Annotated in this window: 15 protein-coding genes; all 15 read left to right on the forward strand. The window is 47.0% G+C overall.

Annotation, left to right across the window (positions count from 1 at the left end; translation table 11 throughout):
* The first annotated feature begins 13 nt into the window (after positions 1-13).
* The 15 genes from JCM10914_RS15055 (at position 14) to JCM10914_RS28910 (ending at position 15,762) form a co-directional block, all read left to right on the forward strand.
* Positions 14-1,135 carry a glycosyltransferase family 4 protein gene (locus JCM10914_RS15055; protein WP_023962384.1) on the forward strand — a complete coding sequence of 374 codons (1,122 nt, stop codon included), beginning with the start codon at positions 14-16 and terminating at the stop codon, positions 1,133-1,135.
* Positions 1,125-2,609: an oligosaccharide flippase family protein gene (locus JCM10914_RS15060; protein WP_052019816.1), complete on the forward strand. Its 1,485-nt coding sequence runs from the start codon at positions 1,125-1,127 to the stop codon at positions 2,607-2,609. Before JCM10914_RS15055 ends, JCM10914_RS15060 begins: the two co-directional genes overlap by 11 nt.
* Entirely contained in the window at positions 2,606-3,712 is a 1,107-nt protein-coding gene (locus JCM10914_RS15065; protein WP_023962388.1) for a GNAT family N-acetyltransferase, read from the forward strand. Before JCM10914_RS15060 ends, JCM10914_RS15065 begins: the two co-directional genes overlap by 4 nt.
* Positions 3,712-4,830 carry a GNAT family N-acetyltransferase gene (locus JCM10914_RS15070; RefSeq protein WP_023962390.1) on the forward strand — a complete coding sequence of 373 codons (1,119 nt, stop codon included), beginning with the start codon at positions 3,712-3,714 and terminating at the stop codon, positions 4,828-4,830. Before JCM10914_RS15065 ends, JCM10914_RS15070 begins: the two co-directional genes overlap by 1 nt.
* Positions 4,831-4,886: 56 nt before the next feature.
* Complete coding sequence (locus JCM10914_RS30415; RefSeq protein ID WP_231638661.1) at positions 4,887-5,615, forward strand: hypothetical protein; 729 nt, start codon at positions 4,887-4,889, stop codon at positions 5,613-5,615.
* Positions 5,582-6,025, forward strand: a complete 444-nt coding sequence (locus tag JCM10914_RS30420; RefSeq protein WP_023962394.1) for a hypothetical protein — start codon at positions 5,582-5,584, stop codon at positions 6,023-6,025. Before JCM10914_RS30415 ends, JCM10914_RS30420 begins: the two co-directional genes overlap by 34 nt.
* 1 nt (position 6,026) lies before the next feature.
* Positions 6,027-7,295 carry a glycosyl transferase group 1 gene (locus JCM10914_RS15080; RefSeq protein WP_023962396.1) on the forward strand — a complete coding sequence of 423 codons (1,269 nt, stop codon included), beginning with the start codon at positions 6,027-6,029 and terminating at the stop codon, positions 7,293-7,295.
* Between the two features lies 1 nt (position 7,296).
* Positions 7,297-8,526: an O-antigen ligase gene (locus JCM10914_RS15085; RefSeq protein ID WP_023962398.1), complete on the forward strand. Its 1,230-nt coding sequence runs from the start codon at positions 7,297-7,299 to the stop codon at positions 8,524-8,526.
* Entirely contained in the window at positions 8,523-9,908 is a 1,386-nt protein-coding gene (locus tag JCM10914_RS15090; RefSeq protein ID WP_023962400.1) for a glycosyltransferase, read from the forward strand. The genes JCM10914_RS15085 and JCM10914_RS15090 overlap by 4 nt, the downstream gene beginning before the upstream one ends.
* Positions 9,905-11,140 carry a beta 1-4 rhamnosyltransferase Cps2T gene (gene cps2T / locus JCM10914_RS15095; RefSeq protein ID WP_052019818.1) on the forward strand — a complete coding sequence of 412 codons (1,236 nt, stop codon included), beginning with the start codon at positions 9,905-9,907 and terminating at the stop codon, positions 11,138-11,140. The genes JCM10914_RS15090 and cps2T overlap by 4 nt, the downstream gene beginning before the upstream one ends.
* The gene (gene rfbA, locus JCM10914_RS15100; RefSeq protein WP_036718398.1) at positions 11,073-11,975 is read left to right on the forward strand and encodes a glucose-1-phosphate thymidylyltransferase RfbA; all 903 of its coding nucleotides are present in this window, start codon (positions 11,073-11,075) and stop codon (positions 11,973-11,975) included. The genes cps2T and rfbA overlap by 68 nt, the downstream gene beginning before the upstream one ends.
* Positions 11,976-12,081: 106 nt before the next feature.
* Positions 12,082-12,261 (forward strand): hypothetical protein, encoded by a 180-nt coding sequence (locus tag JCM10914_RS15105; protein WP_023962406.1) that lies wholly within the window; start codon positions 12,082-12,084, stop codon positions 12,259-12,261.
* Positions 12,258-14,246 (forward strand): right-handed parallel beta-helix repeat-containing protein, encoded by a 1,989-nt coding sequence (locus JCM10914_RS15110; RefSeq protein ID WP_023962408.1) that lies wholly within the window; start codon positions 12,258-12,260, stop codon positions 14,244-14,246. The genes JCM10914_RS15105 and JCM10914_RS15110 overlap by 4 nt, the downstream gene beginning before the upstream one ends.
* A 132-nt stretch (positions 14,247-14,378) precedes the next feature.
* Positions 14,379-15,476, forward strand: a complete 1,098-nt coding sequence (gene tdh, locus JCM10914_RS15115; protein WP_023962410.1) for an L-threonine 3-dehydrogenase — start codon at positions 14,379-14,381, stop codon at positions 15,474-15,476.
* A gap of 118 nt (positions 15,477-15,594) precedes the next feature.
* Positions 15,595-15,762, forward strand: a complete 168-nt coding sequence (locus tag JCM10914_RS28910) for a hypothetical protein (protein WP_023962412.1) — start codon at positions 15,595-15,597, stop codon at positions 15,760-15,762.
* The last annotated feature ends 70 nt before the right edge of the window (positions 15,763-15,832 follow it).

The raw sequence follows: 15,832 nt of genomic DNA on the forward strand, positions 1-15,832 counted from the left end.
GGGGAGACATACCATGAAAATCGTGATAATCGGTCCGTATCCTCCTCCACTGGGCGGTATATCGATCCATATTCAGCGCGTGGCGCAGCATGCGAGGCGCGTTGGTCTGGATGTTGAGATTATCGATGACTCCAATGGACCGCATACTGCAAGCGATGTCCATCCGATCCAGAATTATACGAAGTTCTTGCTCAGATTCCCGTGGATTCAAGGGGATCTGTTTCATTTTCATACCATCTCCAAGCGGGTCCGCATGTTGCTCGGATTATATGCATGGTTTGGCAAGAAGATTGTTCTGACCGTACATGGCGAAAGCTTAATGCAGCAGATTCAATACGCGAACAGCATTGAACGATATTGGCTGTTGAACAGTTTGAAGTCGATCCATCGCATCTTGTGCGTGAATGAGAGGGACGCGCAGAAGCTAGTGGAAATGGGATTCTCACATGAGCAAGTCATGACCCTGCCCGCTTACATTCCACCGTTATCGACGCAGCATCATGATGACCACGCAATTCCTGATAAGGTGATTGAATTTCTTACACATCGCGACTTCACGATTGCAGCCAACGGTTACATTCGATTCTACCGTGGGGGAGAACTGTATGGAGCGGATCAACTGATTACCTTGCTACAGCGCTTGCGTGAGCTTAATTATGAGGTGCGCGTATTGTTCGCCTTGATGGGCGTTACGGAGCAGAGTGAAGAAGAACGGGCGTATTATGAGGGACTCAAGATCCAATTGCAAGAGACTGGTCTTGCAGAATTCTTTATGTTCTATGAAGTGAAGAATACGGAGCTGCATCCCATATTGCAAAATGCACAGTTGTTCATTCGTCCGACCTTAACCGATGGGTATGGTGTATCGATAGCTGAAGCACTTGCCTGTGGTATACCGGCTGTAGCCAGTGATGTATGTCTTAGGCCTGAAGGGGCGCTTCTATACTCCGCAGGATCCGTTGATGAGTTGCTAACATTGGTTGTACAGGTGATTGAGCACTATGCGTCCTATCAGGAGAGCGTCGTACAACTACCGGCCCCGGATTATCTCTCGCCCTTGTTGAAGGTTTACGAAGCTGCATTCGGGAATGAAAATCTGAGCAACCCATTTACACTCGGGAAATATGGAGAATAAAAAAGTATATTCCAACGGGCTCATCTACTTATGTTCCTCTGTACTAACACAGTCCATTAACTTGATTCTGATACCGCTCTATACTCATAATTTGTCCCAGGAGCTCTATGGACAATATGACTTGATCATCAGCGTGCAGCAGCTGTTGGCATTAGCCATAACATTGGGCGTGTACTCGGGGATGATCCGGTTTTTTAATGAGGTTGAAGATCCTAATCAATTGAAAAACACGACGATGACCTTCTCGATGTTGTGGGGCGGTGTATGCATCGTGCTTGCTTTGTTGCTGAACCCGCTACTGCATCCCTTAATGTTCCGTGCGCTGCCTGAGGCGCATTTTTTTATTCCGTGCATCGTCATCTCGTCGGTATTTGTATGTTTGAACACGATCTATTCGAGTCACTATGCGATGAAATTTAACGCACTTGGCTCCTCGGCGGTGCAATTCAGTGCAATTCTATTCACACTGCTCTACGCTCTCTTTTTCTTCCTGGTTATGGATATGGGCATTCTGGGTATCTTGCTATCGCAAATGCTCGGGAATATGACGGTATTCATCTTTATGTTTATCAAGGATTTGCCGAAATTCAAGTTCAAAATCGTGAAGAAAGAGATTGATATGATGTTGCGGTACGGTTTTGGTTTGATCCTTGGGGATGCTTCCTCATGGATTCTCACATTAAGCGATCGGTTCTTGATCAAGGGCTATATGAACCTCTCTTCCGTGGCGGTGTATTCCGTCGGCTATAAGATTGGGATGCTGATTAATCCCGTCTTTATTAATCCGTTCGCATCGGTGTTTACTCCGTTCAAGTATAAGGTGTACAACGAACCGGATGGAGCGGCGCGCATCGGCAAGATGTTCAGAATGTATAATTTTATCGGCTGGTTCTGCGTGCTGGGACTTTCCCTATTCGCTGACATTGCGATTAAGCTCGTGGCTACAGCCGAATATCAAGCCGCTGATTATTTGGTACCTATCATAGCGTTCTCTTATTTTTTGTCAGGTGCCATAATTTTCTATTCGCTCGGGTTGCATATTGCTAACAAGATGAAGCTGTACTCATCCATTATCGTATTCGCATCGCTAGTGAATCTGGGCGTCAATCTGATTCTGATTCCGATAATGGGCATATATGGAGCGGCTATATCCACCGTTATTGCGTATATTGCAGCGAATGGCGTGTTCTATTATTTTGGCTCCAAATATTATGCACTTGGGTTCGGATGGCTGTACCCCTATAAGTATCTCGTGATTTTTTGCCCGCTCTATGCGATTTATTTCGTTTGCCACCATCTGGTAGGGCATGTATCCATTGAAATTCTAGTGAATGTGGTTCTATGCATGGCGTATATCGGCATGTGCATCATGTTCAAGTTTATCTCGATGGAGGAAGTTCGATTTGTACTAAGCCGGGTACGGTGGAGGAAGAAGAATAAAATGGCTGTAGAAGGAGTTCATTCTGAGACATGAATATTACAATCATCACCGATCATGAAGGCTTTTTGGGAATACGAGAGGATTGGGAGCGGCTAGAGAAACTGGATAAGCAAATCGCTTATTATAGCACGTTTCGTTTCAATTATTCCTGGTGGCTTGCTTTCGGAGAGGACAGAAATTACAAACTATTTATTATCTGCTGTTATCGAGACCAGCAAATCGTCGGCATAGCGCCGCTCATGATTAGACGTAACGATAAGATGATTCTAAGCTGCAATGTGCTTTGTTTTATCGGTCAGGGTGACTATCTGGATATGCTTGTCGATAACCGGCATTACTCTGCCCAGTCCATCATTAAGAACATATTTATGGCCATTCAAGAGAACTCATCGGAGTGGGACCGGATTAGCCTGACTCATATTCACATGAATTCGCGGCTGCTGCATTACCTGCAAAGACACGATACCTACAATCCCCATATTGAATACTTGACCTCTTGTCCCAGGATGAATATGAGGGAGTATGGGTCCTTTGAACAACTGAGCGAGGACATTTTTAACAAAAAAATGCGCAAGAAACCCGGTAAGATGCAGAAGCAAATTCCATATACGTTTCGGGTTATCCGAGGCAGCCAGAGTGAAGATATTTATGATCGAATTTCATATGTACACAAACAAGAGAAGGACTACCTGCAGAATGAACGCGGGAGAACCGAAAGAAGGAGCGTCTTTGATGATGAGCATAACGAGGCATTCTATCGTACATTGTTCAGAGGCAATGAAGATGTGGTTATCTTCCTGTTGGAATCCCAGGACGGCGAGATTATTATCTATTCCTGCTGTTATCTGTTCGGTAATGTCTCCTATGACTGGAATACGGGGTATACACCCAAATATGCGGGTTTTCATGGCATAGCAGACGTTCTGCAGATGGAGATCGTCCAATATTTATTTGAAAACCGCGTTGCGGACCAGATTGATCTCGGAGCAGGGGCGTACTCCTGGAAATTCAGATGGACGAATCAATTTGTTGTGAACTATGCCATGCATTATTGGAATCCGTCGAATTTCAGCTCGAGCCTCTTGCACGGGCTAGTGAAGACAAGGCGATTTCTTCAAAAAGGAGTTCTAGCTTAATGAATACGAAAATCATGACAGATGTCGCGGGATTGAAAAGTATTCAACAGGATTGGGAACGGCTCGAAGGGCAAAATCCCTCATTATCCTATTACAGTACGTTTCGCTATAACTACGCCTGGTGGCTTGCGCATGGCCATGATCCCAAGTTGAAGTTGTTTATCATCTGCTGCTATAAAGACAGTGTTCTGGTTGGCATCGCTCCGCTGATGATCCGAAGAAATGAAAAGCGCATCTTTAACTTTCATGTGCTCTGTTTTTTGGGGCAAGGGGATTACCTGGATTTCATCGTAGGCAGCAATGGTTCATCGGTCCAATTGATCATCAAGCATCTGTTTAAGGCGATTCTTGAGCATGAAGGTCAGTGGGATAAGATCAGTCTGACCCATCTATGCATGCAGTCCGCGCTTCTTCACTATTTGCTTCGCAGTGATACCTATCACGCCCATGTTGAGTATTTAACGTCATGTCCCCGCTTGAATATGGAGCAGTTCAGTTCATTTGAGCAGTTAAGCCAGCACATATTCAATACCAAGCTGTTGAAGAAAATCGAGAAAATGAAGAAACAGATACCTTATCGATTAAGAGTTGTGCATGGAGATGAGAGTGAGGAGATTTTGGACCGAATCGCGTCCATTCACAAGATGGAGAAGGAGTACTTGCTGGAACAGAAGGGCAGATCCGAGCGGAAGAGCATATTCGATGACCCGGCAAACCATGATTTTCTTAAGCGGTTGTTCAAAAATAACGAACAGGTCGTCATCTTCATGCTGGAAGCTGAAGACGGAGATACAATCATCTATTCCTGCTGTTACATGCATGGTAACGTATCCTACAACTGGAACACAGGATATTCTCCGCGGTATTCAAGTATTCATGGCATCGTGGATGTACTACAGTACGAGATATTTAAGTATATGTACGAGACGAAGCACGCAATGAATATCGATTTGGGTGCGGGTTCATATCCGTGGAAATTCAAGTGGGTGAACCAGTTTGTCGTGAATTATTCCTTCACCTATTGGAACCATTCATCGTTTAATTCGAGGCTAATCCGTACTCTGGTCAAGGCGAGACGAATCCTGCGGTATGCAAGGGGAGCCGATCATGCACATTGAAGCCTGTAAATGGTATAACGACGCACATTCGCCGGTGCTGCTGATGATGGATGATCTTGCGAACACATGTAGATACGAAAGGTAACGGTGAGCTCGAATTAGGTGGCGATTGGGGTTATCACAAATATGCGGAGCAATCTGCTATGCAGTTTCTGATGGATCGCATTCTGTCACAGTATCCGGAGGTGAAGGTGACTTTCTTTGTCCCGGTCGGAGAGCGTGTAGGCATTCTGGAGCAACCGGTACTTAACCAAATCTCGCTGCCCATAAACGCTGATGAAGAGAGCAAGCAGTTCTTCCGTTCGGTTCATGAGGATTCGAGGTTTGAGTTAGCCTACCATGGAACAACGCACGGAAGGGTAGGGGAGTCGGCAGCTGAATTTGTGCAGGAGTGGTCGTTATTTAGCAGTGTGGAAGATGCGAGGGAGACGATTCAAGCTGGAATGAGCATCTTTCGGGATGCTGTTGGCGAATTCCCCCAAGGCGGCAAATATTGCGGTTACGAGAGCAATGACTTCTCGGACGATAGTATCGACGAATCGGGGTTTACATGGTGGTGCAGATATTGGAACCGAGGCCAGAATGAGCAGGAGAGCTTGAATATAAGAGGTTCGGATCACAATCCGTTGACCAACTACGATGTTAAGCGGTTCGGCAAAAACAACGTGGTGGATATTCCATCGACCCTGAACGGAGCACTGCTGAACGGGGTTATGTTACCCGACGCTTCCTGGAAGGAAGAATCAAGCGAATGCTGGGACGCGGATATATCCGCTGGAAGCTAAGACAAATTGATTATTTGCTTAGGCACCGGTTGGTGATCAGTATTCAGGAGCATATCGCACCTTCAAGAGACGATGGCAAGCGGCAGAGTCCCAATATATTGGACGATTGTGATAGTCTGATGGGGATATTCGGATATTTATCCGATAAGAACGTGTGGCATTGCACGGGCAGTGAGCTTGCCAGATATGTTAACGTACGCGATCACACATCGGTGGTTCAATTGAACTCGCACTCGTTCAAATTGCTGTACCCTTTGTCATTCCGGGAGCAGGAGATCTCACTGCGAATGAGCGGCAGTTCCTCGAGCCGAATACGATTGCCTAATCAAGAGCTGCGAGAGGTCAAGAACGGGGTTGCGAACGTACCGCTCCAGGATGGAGAATATTTCATGGTTGAAGGTGATGGTTAAGATGAAGCAGATCATCGTGATATCGGATTACATAGAGGGACAGCCGGTTATCGCTTCCGTTCGTTACGCAGGGATGATGAAATACATGACTGACAAGTACCGGATGCTCGTGATCAATGACGAGAAGAACGGGGCTGAGACATCACAATTCACGAATGATAATTATAAGTTCGCCACACCAAGCAGCTCGTTCACACAGATGAGTAGTAGTCACCGTGGAGATCATGGACGATCTAAAGGATTGCGGTACAGGGTAGAGCCGCTGCTTCGCAACCGCTGGCTGTTGTCGGCTTGGCGAAGCTACAAGTACAGCCAACACCAATTCGATCGAATGAACATGGCGTTATATCGTCAACTGGATGAATTTCTTGGTCGGCAAGAAGTGGCAGCAATCTATATCACCATTCCGGATGTATATGGTCTGTACGTGCTCCAATACATTAAGCAACGAACCGCACATATTCCGGTGATTATCGAAATCCGCGATATCATCAACCATCGGATTGGCAAAGGGAACCCCAGGCTGATGTTTCGCAGAGCAGAACGGCTCGTGTCCAAGTCAGCTGACGGCATTATTGCCGTATCAGAGGGGATTCGCGCTCACTATCAACGACAGAATCCGGGCATGGACATCAGATTGATTACGAATGGATACGACGAGGAGCTCTTCTCGGAGTGTGTGCCTCAGGCACTGGGAACGTCAGGTCATCTGACGCTGACGCATATTGGATCGATCTATAAGGGAAGAAACATTACCCAATTTGTCCAGGGACTTGTGGAATTCCACAGGCAGACTCATAAGCCGATTACATTGAATATTATAGGGCTGCTTGATCAGCAGGCTCTTCAGGAGATAGATGCGTTACAGTTACGGAACACCGGAGTAACCCTGGAGGTTATAGGCAGTGTTAGTCATGCCGAGGCTATCCGCTGGCTTAAAGCAGCGGACATTGCAGTCATTCTAACGCATAGAAAAGGAAGTGAGTATGCGATTCCGGGCAAAACCTTCGAATATATCGGCGCCTGCAAGCCGATTCTTGCGGTGACGGAAGATAAGGAGCTGACGGCTATGATACATGGTCGATACGGTTTGTGTGCCGTACATGATCCACAAGCCATTGCGTCCAGTCTAAAGGGAATGACGGAACGCACTTTTGACTACTCGGACAGAATGAAGTATTCCAGAGCGTCGCAAATGCAGCAGATTATGACGTTCATTGAGAACAAGATGAATGTAGTGCAAACTGCATCGCATACGGAAGAGGATTAGGATGGAATTTCTGATCGCACTGATCTATATCTTCCACCAGATGGTAGATGCGAACCTGGACTTGTTCTACATGTTGGCTCTGATTCTAATTGTCTTCGATCTGCTCAAGCGAACCGGGATTACCATAAGGGCCGTCTTATATTTTTACTGGATAGCGTTATATGCCACTCTGCTGATTTATTTGAATTACACGATGGACATCCCCCGCTTACTCGTTAATACATCCAAAATCTTTCTGTGCTTGTTCTTGTACTGGCAAGTGAGGGACATGGTATTGACGGGACCGATGTTGAAAAAGATCGTTCATACGATCTCCTTGGTTAACGTCATTTTGCTGGGTATCGGCTTAGTATTAAGAACCGATCTGTTGTGGAGGATGGATGACAATGTCAATATTTATCAGAGTGTTCGTTTATCCTTATTATATTTCGAGCCGAGTGAGGCATCCTTTCATGCCTCGATTCTCGTTATCTTGCTGATGTATATGGTTTTGAAGGGTGGGTCCTGGAAAGAGAGCAGGCTCAGCCTTTTTTATATGGGAACGAATGCGGTGATCATTATATTGTCGGCAGGCATTGGCGCGTTTGGCAGCATGCTGCTGGCGCTGGCGGTCATGTTCTATTATCACTTATTTAAACGAGTAACGCTCAAGAAGGCGGTTGCTTTTATCTCCCTACTGATCGTGGGTATCGTGGCGATATCCATTTTTGTTATGAGCAAAAACAGCTTTTACTTGCGGTTCCTGGACATCATCAACGGTAATGACGGCTCTGTTGTTTACCGCTTTGATGTAAGCTTTCGCGTCATGTGGCAGATGCTCATAGACTCCCATTGGCTGGGAATTGGCTTTGGCAATCTGAATACCGATTTGACGCGGGGCATGTATTATCAATTCGGGTTGGTTGAAGTCATATCGAACTCCTTCATGTATGTGATTGCGGAAGGAGGCATCTTCATGCTCATATTTTTAATTCTTTTCCATATCGCTCTAATTCGTAAAGTACGGCCGGAAGAGAGATTACTGAAGTATGCGCTGCTTATGTTCATCGTCTGTTATCAGATTGCCGGCGGGTATTTTACTAATCCGGTGAACTGGATCGTATATGGCTTGATTGCAAACGCCTTTTATATGAGCCATGAGGCTGTGCCTGAAGCCGGGAGGAGCCTAGGTTTAAAGAGAATGAGCGGTTTGAAAAGGCAGGATTCGTTCGGAATGGAGATGAAGAGATGAAGATCATGCACGTATCCTTGGGACTTCCGCCCCTGCGCACCGGCGGATTAACGAAATACAGCGTAGACCTGATGCTGGAGCAGAAGCAACAATCGCACGAAGTCGTGCTTGTGTATCCCGGGCATACGACATGGCCTCGCATAACGCGTGTGGAACGATGCGAGGATTATGAAGGGATTGAGGTATATGAGATCGTGAATCCCTTGCCTGTGCCTTTACTGGGTGGAATCCGGAGGCCGCATGCATTCATGAAAGAGAGTCCACGGGAACCCTTTCAGCTATTTTTGCAACAGCTTCAGCCGGATGTCATTCACTTCCATACCTTCATGGGAGTTCATAAGGAGTTATTGGAGGCCGCTAAAGCGGTAGGCATTCGGATGGTATACACAACGCATGATTATTTCGGCATCTGTCCCAAAGTTAATCTGCTGGACCAAGCCGGTCAGGTATGCCGTAATTTTCGGCAAGGATTGGGTTGCGTCTCTTGCAATGAGCACGGCTACAGCTTGGCGATGATCTATATGATGCAGTCCAGAGTATATAGTCGATTTAAAAATAGCTATATGGTTAAGCAGCTTCGCAGACGGGTCAGGAGCCGAAGCGTATCCATGGACGCCCAGTCAGGAATCTCAACGCGCTTTGGTTATCAAGATCATCCGCTAGCTTCGGCCTATCTTGAACTTAGAGCTTATTATATGGACATGTTTCACCTCATGGACCGGCTTCATTTCAACAGCTCTGTCTCCAGAGACGAGTATGGCAAGCATGGGCTAACTCACGGAGATGTCGTGACGATTAGGCACCGGGACATAACGGATCAGCGGAGGTTGAAGTTGTTCCTTGAAGATCAGCCGCTGCGAATTACTTATCTTGGACCCGTGGATCATTATAAAGGCTTCGGCTTGCTTAAACGGAGCCTGGATCAGCTTCTAGTACAGAGCACGGAAGCATGGCATTTGCATATATACGGTAACGACGTAGTGCCAACGAATTGGGATAAAGCGAAATATACGTTTCATGGCAAGTATCATTACAGCGAGCTAAACACGATTCTGGAGCAGACAGATCTGCTGATTGTTCCAAGCGTTTGGAAAGAGACGTTCGGCTTTGTAGGACTGGAGGGGCTGGCGCATGCCGTGCCCATGGTCGTATCGCGATATGCAGGGTGTAAGGATCTGATTCAGGATGGTATCACCGGCTGGATATGCGAGCCGCATGAGATGTCGCTGGTTCAACATCTGGATACGATTGTAAAGAACCGGGATTTGCTGAGGAAGATGAATCGGAGGATGCTGGCGATGGAGATTGATTTTACGATGAGCACTCATGCAATGGATATAACGGATTGGTATTCAAATGCATATGAAGAGGTCCTATTATGAAGAAACATGTTTTTATAGTCGGTTCGAAAGGGATCCCCGCCCAATATGGCGGTTTTGAGACGTTTGTGGATCAGTTGACAAGAAGAAGAGTCTCGGAGGATATCCAATACCATGTATCCTGCCTTGCGCAGGAGTCGGGCGAGTTCGAATATCAGGGAGTAAGGTGCTTTAACGTAAAAGTGCCGAAGATCGGCAGTGCCAGTGCGGTACTCTACGATCTTCTCAGTCTGAGGGAATGTCTTCGCTATATCCAGCAACATCAGTTACAAGGGTGCATTGTGTACATTTTGGCCTGCCGTATCGGGCCATTCTTTTATGCTTATAAGCGAAAGTTGGAGCGGCTTGGCGTTCAGGTACTGGTGAATCCGGATGGTCATGAATGGAAGCGAGGCAAATGGAATTGGTTCATCAAGCAGTATTGGAAATATTCGGAGCGGCTGATGGTGAAGCACGCAGATCTCCTGGTGTGTGACTCTCAGGGCATCGAAGCGTATATTCAATCCGACTACGAGCGCTATCAACCTAAGACCACCTATATCGCATACGGAGCAGACGTATCCCCCTCCATCCTTACGGCTTCTGACACAGAACTTACGGAATGGTTTCGCCGGCACGAGGTGAGAGCAGGGGAATACTACGTGATCATTGGACGATTTGTGCCGGAGAATAACTACGAACTGATGATAAGGGAGTTCATGAAATCGGGTACCGATAAGGATCTTGTGCTGATCACCGGGGTCGAGCAGAACGACTATTATGTCAGGCTGCTGGCTGAAACGCGTTTTGATCTGGATCGGCGAATCAAATTCGTGGGTACGGTATATGACACGGAGCGGTTGAAGAAAATCCGGGAGCTGGCTTACGGTTATTGCCATGGACACGAGGTAGGAGGCACAAACCCTTCCTTATTAGAGTCGCTGGCATCAACGAACGTCAACCTGCTATACGATGTAGTATTTAATCGAGAGGTTGGAGGAGACCATGCGTTCTATTTTACGGCTGAAGCGGGTTCGTTCGCAGCACTTGTTCAGAAGGCAGACGAATTAACGGAGATACAGGTCGCAGCGTTCGGTCGTAAGGCGAAGCAGCGCGTAATCGATCATTACTCATGGGAGCATATTGTCAATCAGTACGAGAATTTATTCCTGAAGGAGCTGCTTGTATATGAAAGGCATTATATTGGCGGGCGGAAGCGGAACGAGGTTATATCCTTTAACGAAAACAGTCTCTAAGCAACTACTGCCTGTCTACGATAAACCGATGATATATTATCCGCTGTCCGTGTTAATGTTGGCTGGTATCCGTGAGATTCTGATCATCTCCACGCCCGAAGATACTCCGTTATTCCAGCAGTTGCTCGGAGATGGCAGTCAGATTGGGCTAGAGCTTAGTTATGCTGTCCAGCCATACCCGGCTGGGATCGCGCAAGCTTTCTTGATTGGCGAGCCTTTTATAGGCCAGGAGCGGGTGGCGCTGATCCTTGGAGATAACTTGTTCTTCGGTCATGGGATGGGCAAGTTACTTAGAGCGGCTGCGGAGCGTGAAGAAGGCGCCACCATATTCGGTTACTACGTGCAGAATCCGGAGCAATTCGGCGTCGTAGAGTTTAATGGTGACGGCAAAGCAGTATCGATTGAGGAAAAGCCATTGATCTGCCGTTCCCATTATGCCGTCACGGGATTGTATTTCTACGATAGGCGCGTTGTTGATATCGCTAGCAATCTGAGGCCCTCGAAGCGGGGTGAACTGGAAATTACGGATATTAATCAGGCATATCTGCAATCTGGAGCATTGCAAGTAGAGATACTCGGACGGGGGTTTACATGGCTCGATTCGGGGACGCATGATTCCTTGCTTCAAGCCTCGCAATTTATTGAAACGATGGAGAAGCGTCAGGGCTTAAAGATCGCATGTATCGAAGAGATTGCTTACAGGATGGGTTACATATCAAAGCATGAGCTGTTGGTGCAAGCGGGGAAGATGGGCAAAAGTGCTTATAGCACTTATTTACTGAACATGATTGATGACAACATCGGCCGTCCCATTCACGAAGGAGTGCTTCAATAAACCCGATTCTATCGTATAACTCAGGTCATGTGTCTTTCGTTCATATGACCATGGCAAAAAAAGGACAGCCGCATAGTATATTGAAATTATGATGGGAGGTTGTTCGATGAGGAAATCGGCCAAATTCAGCAGAGCTATGCGAGCTGTCCTGCCAGCTTGTCTGATGATTTCAGCAGTTCGATCATCAGATGATGGCAAAGATTTGCCGAAGGATTCCATCGTTAAGGAGCATAGGATGGATGAGAAGGCGACGATATCCGGTCTGTCGGATGGCAGTAATGGTTGAATCAATTGAATCTTCCTTGGTTGACCGTTCTGGATACGCAGACTTTAACCGAATCGTTATCGAAGTTGAAGAGCTACGGTGGTGGTGTTCTGGTCCTGAGTAAGGGATCATACGCAATTAGCCAGGATATGACGGTGGATGCAGGGATTATGCTCCATTTCCTACCTGGAGCTGAGCTTAATATTAGCAAAGGGAAGACGGTGACCATCAACGGGAAAATTTCAGCGGGGCGATCCCGTATATTCGCTGGACAAGGAATGGTGAGAGGACAACCTCAAGTTGATGCGATCGCGCCGCAGTGGTTCGGAGCCAGTGCGAACGGAACGGCCAATGACGCTGCCGCCATCCAATCCAGTATTGATCTGGCTGCAGCTTCTGGAGCGGATGTTATGCTTGAACCGGGCGTGTATAGTGTCGATCAGATTATAATGAAGAACAACGTAAAGCTGATCGGGAAGACAGGGGCTGTTCTGCAATCTCCAGATCCAAAGGTGTCGGATGTCATCATACGGGCCACAGGCGTACATTCGTTTGAAGTTGCCGGGCTCGAAGGGAAGATTGATTTTTTTGTTGCGGATAGCTCCGATTTTGTCATCCGTGATATGAAGGTAGAGGGCAACAGCAATGGCTGGTACTTCTATCGTTCATCGGGCGGTTATATAGCAGGTAACCAACTGCTCAATCTGAATAACAAAACCGAGCGCATTATTTATGTGAACGACTGTGAGTATATGACGATCGAGAACAACCGAATTAAGAATGCCGTCTTATTCAATGGAGTCGGCCCGAACTTAAATACAGGTATTAATGTATCCTCTTCTATCCATTGCAAAGTATTGTTTAATCATGTGGAGAACTGCGGGGGGCAGGGGATTTTGTTTGATACGAATATCGGTATTACCGATCCGAAGGAGCGGCTGTGCTATAGCAACATGGCGATGGGGAATACCCTGATTGGCAATGGTCAGGAAGGCATCACGGCCTTCTCTTCACAGCAATATGAGACTTACGATATCGTCATTACGAATAATATAGCCATTAATAACCGATACAATGGCATCGAATTATGGGGCGTACGGCAGATCGTTGTGGAGTCTAACAGTATTAGTGCACCTGATATGAAACAGTTCAGTTTTGGCGCGATCAACATTTTTGCTTCCAAAGATGTTATTGTGAACGGGAATTCGATTGATACCGTACCTACCTCCGGGATTGCAACCGCCCATGGGTCACAGTATCCTGAACCGAACTGCAGCAATATCATCATAACCAACAATCGGATTCAAACTTGGAACAACCTGGATCTAAGCCCCGTAACGAGTCATGATCAGAACTGTGGTATTAATCTGTTTGACGCAGAGTTCAGTGTGGTACAAGGTAACATCCTGGTGGACACGAAGAAAATGAGAAAAAACACGGTGAAGGCGATCTCCGTTGTCAGTGGCCATAATCTCATCCGCGGCAATGTGAACCCGGGTAATTTGCTCATTGATGATCATACGGAAGCGGATCAGGTATGGGTGGGAGCCCAACTGGCTGAACGCAACCCGTTGCTGCGGATGTCGCTCTTGCCTGGTGATCTGAACAACGGCAATATGGCAGCGATTGATGCCGGCTCCATCTGGTACAACCACGATAAACTGGCTTTATTCTACAAAGGTTATCTTAAGACGATGGTGGCCCCGATCTATATTAATGAGAATGCCACGGCGGGTTATCCCGGCGAGGACTTCACCCCGGGCTATTTCAATTATCAGAGCAGGACGGGCAAATTGTATTACCGCGGCAAACCTGACAATTCGAACGGAAAATATTCAGAGATCGTGATGAGGGATAAATTCATCAATCTTAGAAGAAGCACGGAAGTCACCAAGACGCCTATCGCAGGAGACACTTACTATGACACCAACTTAAAAAAACCGGTGTACTTTGACGGTACGAACTGGCGAGACTATAGCGGAAATATCGTTCGCGTTACGCCATGATGGAAGCACGATAGATGAACGTTCAAGAACGGTTGGATTCGGGTATTGGGCAACAACCCCGAACGAGACGGTTCTTTTTCTTTTTTTGGCAGGTTTACTCAGTAAATAGTATGAATAGCAGGGGGCACGGGGATGGGATCAACGATGTTGGGGCTGGTCAAAGAAAGTCGGGAACCGGGGGCAGTTCTTAAGGAAGTGCCAGTTCCGGAAATTGGCCATGATGAGGTGTTGGTGCGGGTGAAGGTAAGCTCGATTTGCGGGACGGATATGCATATTTACAATTGGGACGCTTGGGCGGAGCAAACCGTGATTACACCAAATGTGTTCGGCCACGAGTTTGCTGGAATTGTGGAAGCGATCGGAAACCATGTCTTTAACGTAGCAGTGGGCGATTATATCTCGGCTGAGGGACATATCGTCTGCGGCTGGTGCAGTGCATGTCGATCGGGCAATGCTCATGTATGCCGAAATACTCGAAGCTTCGGGATTACTGCACCTGGTTGTTTTGCCAGTTATGCCGTCGTTAAAGCCAGCAATGTGATTCATAATGCCGCAAATTTGCCGCTTGAGCTGGCCTGCCTGCAAGATCCGTTAGGCAACGCGGTGCATGCGGTCATGGCCGGTGACATAGTAGGCAAATCCGTCGCAGTAATTGGATCAGGCTTGATTGGGCTGATGTCGATTGCGGTAGCGAAGGCGTGTGGAGCCGGCCAAGTTATCGCAGTGGATATTAATCCGTATCGGCTGGAGATGGCTCGCAAGATGGGGGCAGATGTTATCATCAACAATTCCATCGACCGATTGTCAACAGCATTGCAAGAGTTTACCGAAGGAGAAGGTCCTGAAGTCATACTGGAGATGTCGGGTAATCCGGAGGCATTAAAAGAAGCTATTGTGGGCGCCGCCCAGGCAGCGCGGGTGTCATTAATGGGAATTCCGCCGTCTGAGGTTGCGCTTGATATGAGTCAGATCATATTTAAGGGAATTCGTCTCGAAGGGATTACGGGCAGACGTATGTATAAGACCTGGCAACAGATGAAGGGCTTGCTTCATCATCATTCGCTCGATATTTCGAAGCTGGTAACGCATACCTTTACCTTGGAACGTTATGAAGAGGCGTTTGAATTAATGCAATCCGGATTATGCGGCAAGGTATTATTCCTGCACGAAGCGACTAGTGAATATGAGCTTGGTAACCTCGTAAGAAACGAAGCCTATCAGGAGGTGTAGCTATAACCTCTGATTGACAAAGAGTAGCAAATTATATAAAATTCCTCTTGTAGATACATATTGTATCGTTCCGAGTTATGCGAGATCAGTGGCATACATCCGGAGAGGAGATGACGGAATGAACGAGTCGATTATGTATTGTGTAAGCTGTAGCAAAATGCTGCCCATCTCAGAAGGCTTTAGCTTGTACAAAACCGGTTTCTATAAAGACAAGGTTCCAGCAGGGGTGTGCAAGGAATGTCAAATCGTGATCCTCGAAGGCGGATCGCAACTGGTTAAACACTGAGGAACAGGACGCGCTGCATTTAAGCCTGTACCATCAAGGGCGAACGCGCTGAGATTTCTGTCTTTTGCTC

Origin of the sequence: Paenibacillus sp. JCM 10914, assembly GCF_001315105.1 — a bacterium.
Lineage (GTDB): Bacteria > Bacillota > Bacilli > Paenibacillales > Paenibacillaceae > Paenibacillus_AQ.